Annotated in this window: 12 protein-coding genes; 7 read left to right on the top strand and 5 right to left on the bottom strand. The window is 61.7% G+C overall.

Translation table 11 applies throughout. The features are described 5' to 3' along the window. On the bottom strand, positions 1-584 hold a 584-nt coding region (locus WA989_RS05095), incomplete at its 3' end, for a TVP38/TMEM64 family protein (protein ID WP_424339423.1). A gap of 48 nt (positions 585-632) precedes the next feature. Continuing rightward, the gene (locus WA989_RS05100; protein WP_424339424.1) at positions 633-1,349 is read right to left on the bottom strand and encodes a DUF547 domain-containing protein; all 717 of its coding nucleotides are present in this window, start codon (positions 1,347-1,349) and stop codon (positions 633-635) included. Between the two features lie 248 nt (positions 1,350-1,597). Here WA989_RS05100 and rpmH point away from each other — a divergent pair, with 248 nt between their 5' ends. From rpmH to WA989_RS05125, 5 genes are read left to right on the top strand one after another with little or no spacing between them, the layout of a single operon-like run. Beyond that, positions 1,598-1,732 carry a 50S ribosomal protein L34 gene (rpmH, locus tag WA989_RS05105; protein ID WP_084391371.1) on the top strand — a complete coding sequence of 45 codons (135 nt, stop codon included), beginning with the start codon at positions 1,598-1,600 and terminating at the stop codon, positions 1,730-1,732. A gap of 29 nt (positions 1,733-1,761) precedes the next feature. After that, on the top strand, positions 1,762-2,196 hold the full coding sequence (rnpA, locus tag WA989_RS05110) for a ribonuclease P protein component (protein WP_424339425.1): 435 nt from the start codon (positions 1,762-1,764) through the stop codon (positions 2,194-2,196). Continuing rightward, complete coding sequence (gene yidC, locus WA989_RS05115; protein ID WP_424339426.1) at positions 2,193-4,034, top strand: membrane protein insertase YidC; 1,842 nt, start codon at positions 2,193-2,195, stop codon at positions 4,032-4,034. The genes rnpA and yidC overlap by 4 nt, the downstream gene beginning before the upstream one ends. Then, a complete protein-coding gene (gene yihA, locus WA989_RS05120; RefSeq protein ID WP_424339427.1) occupies positions 4,031-4,678 on the top strand; it encodes a ribosome biogenesis GTP-binding protein YihA/YsxC in 648 nt (215 codons plus the stop codon). The genes yidC and yihA overlap by 4 nt, the downstream gene beginning before the upstream one ends. A gap of 57 nt (positions 4,679-4,735) precedes the next feature. Continuing rightward, positions 4,736-5,119 (top strand): hypothetical protein, encoded by a 384-nt coding sequence (locus tag WA989_RS05125; protein ID WP_424339428.1) that lies wholly within the window; start codon positions 4,736-4,738, stop codon positions 5,117-5,119. On the opposite strand, the gene WA989_RS05130 is transcribed toward WA989_RS05125, so the two are convergent. After that, positions 5,116-5,673, bottom strand: coding sequence for a DUF1697 domain-containing protein (locus tag WA989_RS05130; protein ID WP_424339429.1), 558 nt, complete (start codon positions 5,671-5,673; stop codon positions 5,116-5,118). The two genes, WA989_RS05125 and WA989_RS05130, sit on opposite strands and share 4 nt — an antisense overlap. A 40-nt stretch (positions 5,674-5,713) precedes the next feature. Further along, a complete protein-coding gene (locus WA989_RS05135) occupies positions 5,714-6,535 on the bottom strand; it encodes a hypothetical protein (protein WP_424339430.1) in 822 nt (273 codons plus the stop codon). Between the two features lie 121 nt (positions 6,536-6,656). On the opposite strand from WA989_RS05135, the gene WA989_RS05140 reads away from it, so the two are divergent. Both WA989_RS05140 and WA989_RS05145 read left to right on the top strand, forming a co-directional pair. After that, complete coding sequence (locus WA989_RS05140; RefSeq protein WP_424339431.1) at positions 6,657-7,124, top strand: GNAT family N-acetyltransferase; 468 nt, start codon at positions 6,657-6,659, stop codon at positions 7,122-7,124. A 105-nt stretch (positions 7,125-7,229) separates the two neighbouring features. Then, positions 7,230-8,660: an amidase gene (locus WA989_RS05145; RefSeq protein ID WP_424339432.1), complete on the top strand. Its 1,431-nt coding sequence runs from the start codon at positions 7,230-7,232 to the stop codon at positions 8,658-8,660. A gap of 188 nt (positions 8,661-8,848) precedes the next feature. On the opposite strand, the gene WA989_RS05150 is transcribed toward WA989_RS05145, so the two are convergent. Next, the coding region (locus WA989_RS05150; protein ID WP_424339433.1) for an alpha/beta hydrolase at positions 8,849-9,273 on the bottom strand (425 nt) is incomplete at its 5' end.

Below are 9,273 nucleotides of genomic sequence, written 5' to 3' on the forward strand. Positions count from 1 at the left end.
ATCCATGTATAAGCGACAACGCCCGGGATAACGCCAAGTGCCGTTGTGACTGCAAAATCCCTGTACTTCGCACCGAGCAGGGCCGGGGCGACATTGGCGACAGGGAAGGGCACCACCGGCAGCAGCCGAAGCGCGAACATGTAGGAGATGGCATTCTCATTGAAGCCTTTCTCCATCTTGCGGATGAACCGGCCGGCCTTGTTGCGCAGCGTCGTGCCGATAGAGGTCTTGGCGGCAAAAAAGAGAAGGCTTGCGCCGGTGGTTGCGCCGATCACCGTGGCGATGGATCCGCCGACGAGACCGAAGAGCAGGCCGCCCGAGATCGTGATCCAGAGCGCGCCCGGCAGCATGAACAGCGTCGCGGCGGCATAGATCGCGATATAGGCGGCAAAGGCGAGCAGGAAATTGTCTTCGACAAAGGCCTGTAGCTCTGCATTCTGCTCGCGCAATGTCTCGATGGAGAGATAGTCGAACAGGCCGAACTGCCAGGCCGCGATGAGGCCTGCCACGATGACATAGACCGGCCAGAGGCGGATCCAGATGGATGTGGACGATTTGGCGTCCTGTGTGTCTGTGTCGGACATCGGGTCCGGTCCTTCCTGGCTGTATCGGACAGGCATTGAGCGCCTGCCTTACTGGTCTGTTCCATTGAGTGACCAATCATACTCATGGTCGCGGATGTCGGGGTTGGCGCGGATTTTCTCGGCGAGCTGAGGCGAGGCATGCTGAACCAGATGGTCGATTACGGCTTTCTCACTGCCGCCAAAGTCCTTCCTGAACCAGTCATATATTGATGAGACCTGAAGGCCTCGCGCTTCCACGGTCACGCCGCGCGGATGGTTGATATAGTCGCGAGCGGCGTCATCGAGATCGGCATCAAGCGTCTCGGCTTGCCATGGGCTGCGGCGAAGGTTCGGGCAGCCATAGGAGGCGCAATTGATCGCGTAATGCAGCCGCGGATCATCAGACCACTGCACGCGCAGGACGTCGTGTTCGATGCCGTTGAGCGAAATTTCACGTCCGTCGGCGGTGACCTTGATCTTCTTCCACGGGCCGGAAGAGTACCAGGGCTTGATGGTGGAAAGGGGATATTCCTCCACGATGTAGCGCACGGTCACCGCATTATAGAGATTGGCCCAGGCGGCGAATTGCTCGTCCCGGCTGAGACTGTCGAAATTCAGATCAGCATATTGCTCGATATAGGCATCGAGCTTGGCGCGGTCGGTCTGACTGGCCTTCAGAGCGCCATAGTCGACCCGGTTCAGCCCGTCCGGACTGGCGGTCACAAAGGTGTCCAGTATCTCGCCCCAGGCCGTGTGAGACAGGTTGGTAGATTTGGCTGAGGCCATAAGCGCTCCAGACAGGAAAAGGGCTGCCGCCATGAGCAGGCCGGGCCAGGACAAGTGTATGGATCGGGCATGGGTCATGCGCCTCATATAAGGTAATGCGAGCAGGTGACACTTCACGAACTGGTGTCTGGCCGATCAAACAGGTGTGAACGGCCAATGACTGGCATCGCACCCTTGACCCTCGCCGGCTCAGCCTGTATCAGCCGCGGTTTCCGAATTCGGTCAACATTTGCACGAGGCGTAAGCCCATGAAACGTACATTCCAGCCCTCGCGCCTGAAACGCGCCCGCCGTCACGGCTTCCGCTCCCGAATGGCCACCAAGAATGGCCGCAAGGTGCTTGCCCGCCGCCGCGCAAAGGGCCGCAAGGTTCTCTCCGCCTAGTCAAGGCGCAGCCCCGGTGGGGTTTGCCCATGGCTGACACAAAGAATACCGGGATTGAGGTCGTACGGCTTACCGTGCGGCCTCAATTTCTTTTTGTGCGCGCCGGTGTGTCTGAACGTCGCAAAAGCCTGGTCGTCCAGGCGCGTATGGCGACGGGTGAGCGCGCCCATCCCCATGCGATCGGCGAAGGCTTCACGGCAACCAAGAAGATCGGCAATGCCGTCATCCGCAACAGGGCCAAGCGCAGGCTGAAGGAAGCGGCGCGCCAGCTGCTCGCCGAATTTGGCGTTCCCGGCGCCGATTATGTTTTCATTGCACGCATGGATACAGCTGAGATTGGCTGGCAGCGCTTGCTTGACGATATGGAAAGCGCGCTGATAAGCCTCGCCGCAACCTTGAAGAGGGGGTCGGGCGAGGGGCCAGACCCTGTTCCTAATTCAACTGATCACGGACCCACGACATGAATCAGGGGATGGACCCGCAGGACCAGCGTAATTTCATCATCGCCATGGTGCTGATGATCGCCTTTGTGTTTGGCTATCAGGCACTGGTCATCAATCCTGAGCAGCAAGAGCGCTTCGAAGCCCAGGAAGCCGCCGAAGCGCAGCGTGAGATCGCTGAGCCTCAAACGGTGCAGCCTGCTGAAACACCGACTGCGATTGCAGAGACGGTGGAAGACGCCCTGTCGGCCAATCAGCGCCTCAGCTTTGATGCAGAGCGTGTCGATGGTTCGATCCGGCTGACGGGCGCCATCCTTGATGACCTTCAGCTCAAGGACCATTACACCACCGTCGAACGCGTCAATGAGCTGCGCATGCTGCGCCCGACAAATGCGCCGCATGGCTATTATGCAAGCTGGTACTGGTTTGACGGCGACACACCGATTGCAGGCCCGTCTGCGTCCTGGCGCGTCTTGGGCAATGACCAGCTTTCGACATCGAACCCGGTCACGCTGGTCCATGAAGCAGACGGTATCACCATCGAACGCACGATCAGCGTCGATGACAATTACATGTTCAGCTACACTGACGAGATCACCAATACAGGCTCTGAAACGCGCACGCTTACGCCGCTCGGCTCGATCCGCCGGCATGGCGAGTGGAAAGAGTTTCTCGAAGCGACCGATCCGGGATCCTCGCGCACGTCCGGCATGGCCCATCAGGGGCTGCTGGCGGTCTTCGATGGCAAGCTGACCTGGCGCAATTACAAGAACCTCGACAAGGGCAAGGGCCTCAAGGATGCTGACGATGCCGGTGTGCGCCGGGCGGCCGAAGGCGGCTGGATCGGCTTTACCGACAAATACTGGATGACGACCCTCATCCCCGAGCAGCAATACGAGTTCGCCGGCCGCTATCAGCGCCTGTCGCGTGATACGGGTCCTGTCATGCAGGTCACCGCGACGAGTGCGGGCCGGACGATCCAGCCTGGCGAGACGATCACGACGACGAACCGGATCTTCTCCGGCGCGAAGGAAAAGTCGGTGCTCGATGCCTACCAGGAAGCGGGCGTGCCGCGCTTCGAGGACGCCATCGACTGGGGCAACATCCTCTACTACATCACCAAGCCACTCTTCGCGTTTCTGTCCTGGCTTGAAAGCAAGGTTGGCACATTTGGCCTCGCCATTCTGGCGCTGACCGTGCTCGTGCGCCTGCCGCTCGTGCCGCTTTACAACCAGTCCTACAAATCCATGGCGAAGATGAAGAAGCTGTCTGAGCCGATGAAGGAAATCCAGGAGCGATTTGCCGCTGATCCGCAGCGCCGCCAGCAGGAAATCATGAAGCTCTACCAGCGCGAAAAAGCCAACCCGATTGCAGGCTGTATCCCGATCCTGCTGACGATCCCGGTCTTCTTCGCGCTCTACAAGGTGCTGTTCGTCACCATCGAAATGCGCCACGCGCCGTTCTGGTACATTCAGGACCTGTCTTCCCCGGACCCGAGCGCGATTGGCAATCTCTTCGGCCTGTTGCCGTGGGCGGCGGCTGATGTGAAGGCGGTTCCGGTCATTGGCCTTGTCATCGGTATCGGCTTCCTGCCGCTGATGTATGGCGCGACGATGGCCTGCATTCAGGCCCTGTCACCGCCGCCCACCGATCCGACGCAGAAGATGATAATCCGCTTCCTGCCGCTGATCTTCATGTTCGTCTTTGCAGGCTTTGCGGCTGGCCTCGTGCTTTACTGGGTCTGGTCGAACGTGCTGTCGCTGATCCAGCAATACTTCATCATGCGGCGTAACGGGGTTGAGACAGAGCTCGACAAGCTGATCGGGCGGCTGCTCGGCGGCAAGAGCAAAGAGGCCCCGTGAGCGAGACGCCTGAGTTTTCCGAGGAGACGATTGAAGCGGCCCGCGTCCTGTGCGCGGGCCCTTGCGATTTCCTCCTGGGCGCGGCCTCGCTGACCCAGCTGCCTGCAGCCGACCGGCCTGAGATTGCCTTTGCGGGCCGCTCCAATGTCGGTAAATCCTCGCTGATCAATGCGCTGCTCAACCGCAAGAACCTCGCCCGCGCCTCGCAGGAGCCGGGCCGCACGCGCGAGCTCAATTATTTCGACCTTGGCGAGGGCAAGATGTGGCTGGTTGACCTGCCGGGCTTTGGCTATGCCAAGGTCTCGCGCAGCCAGGCGACTGAATGGCAGCGCCTGACGCTTCGTTACCTCCAGGGCCGGGTGAATCTGCGCCGCGTCTTCCTGCTCGTCGATTGCCGCCGGGGCCTGATGGACACCGATGAAGATGTCATGGCGATGCTGGATTCTGCTGCCGTGAATTATCAAATCGTTCTGACCAAGGCCGACAAGATCAAGAAGACCGAGGCCGAAGCGACCCGGGCCAAGGTCGAAGCCGCCCTCAAAAAGCACCCGGCTGCGCACCCCGTCATCCGTGTGACGTCTGCCGAAAAAGGCTGGGGCCTGCCAGAGCTGCGCGCAGAAATCTATCAGCTCGCTACCGGCTAAACGGAACCGGCGGGGCCCGGGACACGTCTTCCTTATGACAGAAAAAGGAGACGTCCCATGCCCGCATCCGCAGACTTTACCCCGAGAGCGATCCTTAAACTCGCTTGCCCGTTCAGCCTGAAATTCCGCATTTTCCTGCATGAGGCCGGCCTTGCAGACCGGTTCCGCTTTGACGTGGTCGAGGACGGCACTGAGGCCTATGATGAGGCGAAACAGACGCTTGAAGACGCCGGTACCGAAGCGAGCTTTCCTGGTGTCGAGATTGCGCCTGGCGAGTATCTCTCCGACAGCGACGCGCTGATTGACCATTATGCCGGCAAATTCGGTATCGACCGGGAAAACCTGCCGCTGCTCAATTATTATGAAGAGGGCGTGTTCAAACTCTCCGTCGACCTGTTCGAGGAGAATCAGGAATTGAAGGAAGAAAAGGCGGCCGCCTAAAGCGCCTCGACATCCAGTCCGGCAAGGGTGGCCACCGTATAGACCGAGCGCATGTTGCGCGCCGTCATCGGCACGGGGATCCATTTCTCGATCTTGTCGACCAGCTTCGAGCGGCCGATGCCGTCCGGGGCCGAGAGGTAGAAGACACTGCCGATCAGCTCGAAGCGTTCCGATTTCGATTTGAGATCATGGAGCGCATCGAGGTCCGCCTTGTTGCCGGGGGCCTCGGCGAGGAAGAAGAAGTGGACCGTTTTCGGGTCCTTGCGGCCCTGTTTCCTGAAAGGATTTGCCTCAATCGCGCTTTCAAGCGCTTCGGCAGCGAGCGCATGGCTGCGCGGCGCGAAGCCGAAATGAGTCTCGATCAGCGCGGTGACGGACGCTCCCGCCGAATCTGGGGACATGTGGTCTGACCGGAAGACGATGTTTCCGCTCTGAATATGGGTTTGCACGTCCGCGAAGCCTGCGCCTTCCAGGGCGACGCGCAGCTCTTTCATCGGAAGCTTGTTGTGCCCGCCGACATTCACGCCGCGCAGAAAAATGATCCAGGTGTACATCCCGGCACAATAGCCCGGTTTCTACCGGTGCAGCCAAGTCTTATTCGTGATGAACCCGTTCACGCACTTGGCTTTTGCGGCTCTGCGTCGGAAGGGTCGGGCGGGCTGCCTTTAGCGGCTTGGGCGCAGCCTGTGCCTGCTGGCGGCCGCCGCGATTGCCATGATCCCCACCACGGTTTCCACCCTGGTTCCGGCTGCCATGGTCTCCGCCGCGATTCCCGCCTCGGTTGCCACGGTCCCCGCCGCGATCATGTCCGGGGCCTCCGGCCAGTGTGCCGCCGCCCCTGCCGCGATTGCCATCATGGCCGCGGTTTCCGCCGCCTGAATAGTTGCCATGGCCACGCCCGCCACTGGTGTCATGAGTGCCATGACCCCCGCCGGCATAATTGCCATGTCCCCTCTCGCGGCGCCGGTCCCGGTCGCCATGGTCGCGGCGTTGATCGCGATGTCCGTCATGATCCCGGCGCTGGTCGTGGTGGCCGCGCCCGTCATGATGACCATCGCCCCGGCGCCCGTCATGGTGGCCTCGGCCGCGCTGGTCGCGCCCATAATGATCGCCGCGCCGGTGGCTATTGTGGTGGCCCTTGGTGTTGGACGGGTAATAGGTCGTTGTCGTCCCGTAATAGGTGTAGCCATAGCCCGGCGTGTAATAGGACCCGTCATCGGTATAGTAGCCGTCACCATAATAGCCGTCGGCATAGTAGCCATCACCATAGTAATAATCGTCATACACGCCGTAGGTCGTGCAGCCTGTTGCGAACAGGCCGGCGGCGGCGATAAGGCCCAGCCCGGCGCAGCGTTTCAGCCATATGCGGGAGGTGCTGGCGGGGCGGGTCGCGGTCGGGGTCGTGATTTCTTCCATAAGACAACGGGTTAGCAGACCGAGCCTGACTGTAGCATGAACGGGTCTTCAGCATAGCCGATTCCCGCGTCTCGCGATTCAGCTTGCCAATGCAGGGGCAGATGCGGAATCTTGAGAGGCCATGACAGTCGCCATCCAGTCTGCCGACCTCAACCGAGAGGATTTCCGCGAGCTGATTGCTTCGCACAAGGCACTTATGCTGGAAACCTCGCCGCCGGAAAGCTCGCACGCCTTGCTGGTCGAGGCGCTGAGGGCGCCGGAGCTGGCCGTCTGGGAGATGCGCGACGGCGACAAGCTGGTCGGCTGCGGCGCGCTCAAACGCCTGTCGGATGGCAAGTCTGGCGAGGTGAAATCGATGCACACCGTGGCGCAGTTCCGCCGTGCCGGTCTCGGCCAGTCCATGCTGGTCCACATCATTTCAGCCGCGCGTGAGCGCTATTATTCGCGCCTCTATCTGGAAACCGGCGCGCAGTCGGCCTTCGAGCCGGCCCGCTCGCTCTACAGGCGCCACGGCTTTGCCCAGTGCGGCCCGTTCGAAGGCTATTGGGATGATCCCAATTCGGTCTTCATGGCGCTGGATCTCAATTAGGCCTCGGGCGAGGCGAACTCTTGCCCGGCCGGGTCTGTTCGGCGAAGGTTGATCAACAGACCTGCGTCTCATTGCTCAGGCGCAGGCGATAGAGGGAGACCCAGCATGGCCATCGAAAATTACGCCGAACACGACGCGACTGCGCTCGCAGACCTTGTCAGCAAGGGCGAGACGACGCCGTCGGAGCTGCTGGAAGAGGCGATCAGCCGGGCTGAGAAACACAATCCGGATCTCAATGCCATCGTTTACAAGGCCTATGACGAGGCTCGGGAGAAAACGGCGGGAGAACTTCCGGACGGGCCGTTTCGCGGTGTGCCTTTCCTGATCAAGGACATTGCGAGCCCGGTTAAAGGCTGGCCGCAGACCAGCGGGTCCCGCTTTCTGAGCGATCTGGTTGCCGAAGACGACGGTGCGCTGACAAAGCGTTTTCGCGAGGCGGGGCTGGTGCTCTTCGGCAAGACCAACACGCCGGAATTCGGCATCACCGGCACGACAGAAGGCGCGTTTCACGGGCCCTGCCGCAATCCGTGGAACACCGAGCACATCACAGGCGGCTCGTCCGGCGGCGCGGCGGCTGCGGTGGCAGCGGGCATTCTCCCGATGGCGCATGCCAGTGACGGGCTCGGCTCGATCCGTATCCCGGCAGCCTGTTGCGGCCTGTTCGGCATGAAGATCACGCGCGACCGCAATCCCAACTCCGCCTATGATGATGCCGCGGCGATTGGCATGACGGTTGAGCATGTTGTCTCGCGCAGCGTGCGCGACAGCGCTGGGCTTCTCGATTGTACCGGCTACCGCGAACCGGGCTCGCCCTTCGCCTATCCGCACAAGGATCGGCCGTTCGCCGAGGAGGTGGGCGCCGCGCCGGGCAAGCTGCGCATCGCCTTTCACTCCGAAACGCCGAGCGGCAAGCCGGTCGACCCCGAAATCCGCGCCGCTCTGGAAGAGACAGCCAAGCTGCTGGAATCCCTTGGCCACCATGTCGAGGAGCATGGCCTCGGCATTGATTACCGCCGGCTCTACACCGCCCAGCGCGCCGTCTCCGGCAGCAATTTCGCCGCCACGGTCGACGCCGCCATCGCAGCGATGGGCCGCGAGCCGCGCGAAGACGAGATGGAGCCGCTGACCTGGCGCAATTATCGCGGCTCGAAACACCTCACCGGCTCAGAGGCCATGGCCGGCTGGTCGACGCTTCGTTCGATGAGCCGCGACATCCTCAAGCTGCACGAGACATATGACGTGATCGTCTCGCCCGTGCTTGCCCAGCCGGTGCCGAAGATCGGCGAGATCGACCCGGTGAACATGGCGCCGCGCGATGTCGACCGCCGGCAAGCACAGGTCTTCCCGTTTACCCCGCCGCAGAACTTCACCGGCCAGCCCTCCATGTCTGTCCCGATGGCGCGCGACAGCAACGGCCTGCCAATCGGCATGATGTTCTCCGGGGCCTATGGCGACGAAGCCACCCTGTTCCGGCTCGCCGCGCAGCTCGAAGACGCCAAGCCCTGGCAAGCCGAGAGACCGCCGATCTGGGGGTAAGGGGGTGCGGCTCGATCAGATGTCTTTCAGCGTCAGCCGCAGGCAGGCAAGATAGACCCGCAGGACCGGCCAGCACCGCACGGGCACTTGTCTGTGGCAATCGCGAAGGGGGTGCCATAGCCCAGCGCTTCGCTTGGGGTTTGTTCGCGGGCCACGATCCAGCGGTATTTGCCGTCGGGGGGTAAAGCCTACCGAGACGCCAGCCAGGCGAGATACTGGTCGATCCAGAGGTCGCTGGTTGCGCCTTGCGGGCGCATCCCGAAGCCGTGCCCGCCGCCTGAGTAGAGATGAAACTCCACCGCATCGCTCTCGCCCAGCCAGGCTTGCACCATGGAGAGGTCATTTCGGGCGAAGAGGGGGTCATCAACGGCGATCGCGAAGAACAGGTCCGGCCGCGGTCCGCCCTCGATCGACAGCCACATGGGCGGATAGATCAGGCCAACATGGCCGAGCAGGGAGGCTTCCTCATAGTCCTCGATCAGCTGGATGGATGCCATGGAGCCTGCGGAAAATCCGATCACGCCAATCTTGTCCGGGTCGAGACCCCATTCATCGGCGCGGCTCTGGACGAGCGCCACGGCGGCAGCGAGATCATCGGCGGCGGGTTCGTAGG

This window comes from Henriciella sp. (assembly GCF_049649345.1).
Classification (GTDB): Bacteria; Pseudomonadota; Alphaproteobacteria; order Caulobacterales; family Hyphomonadaceae; genus Henriciella.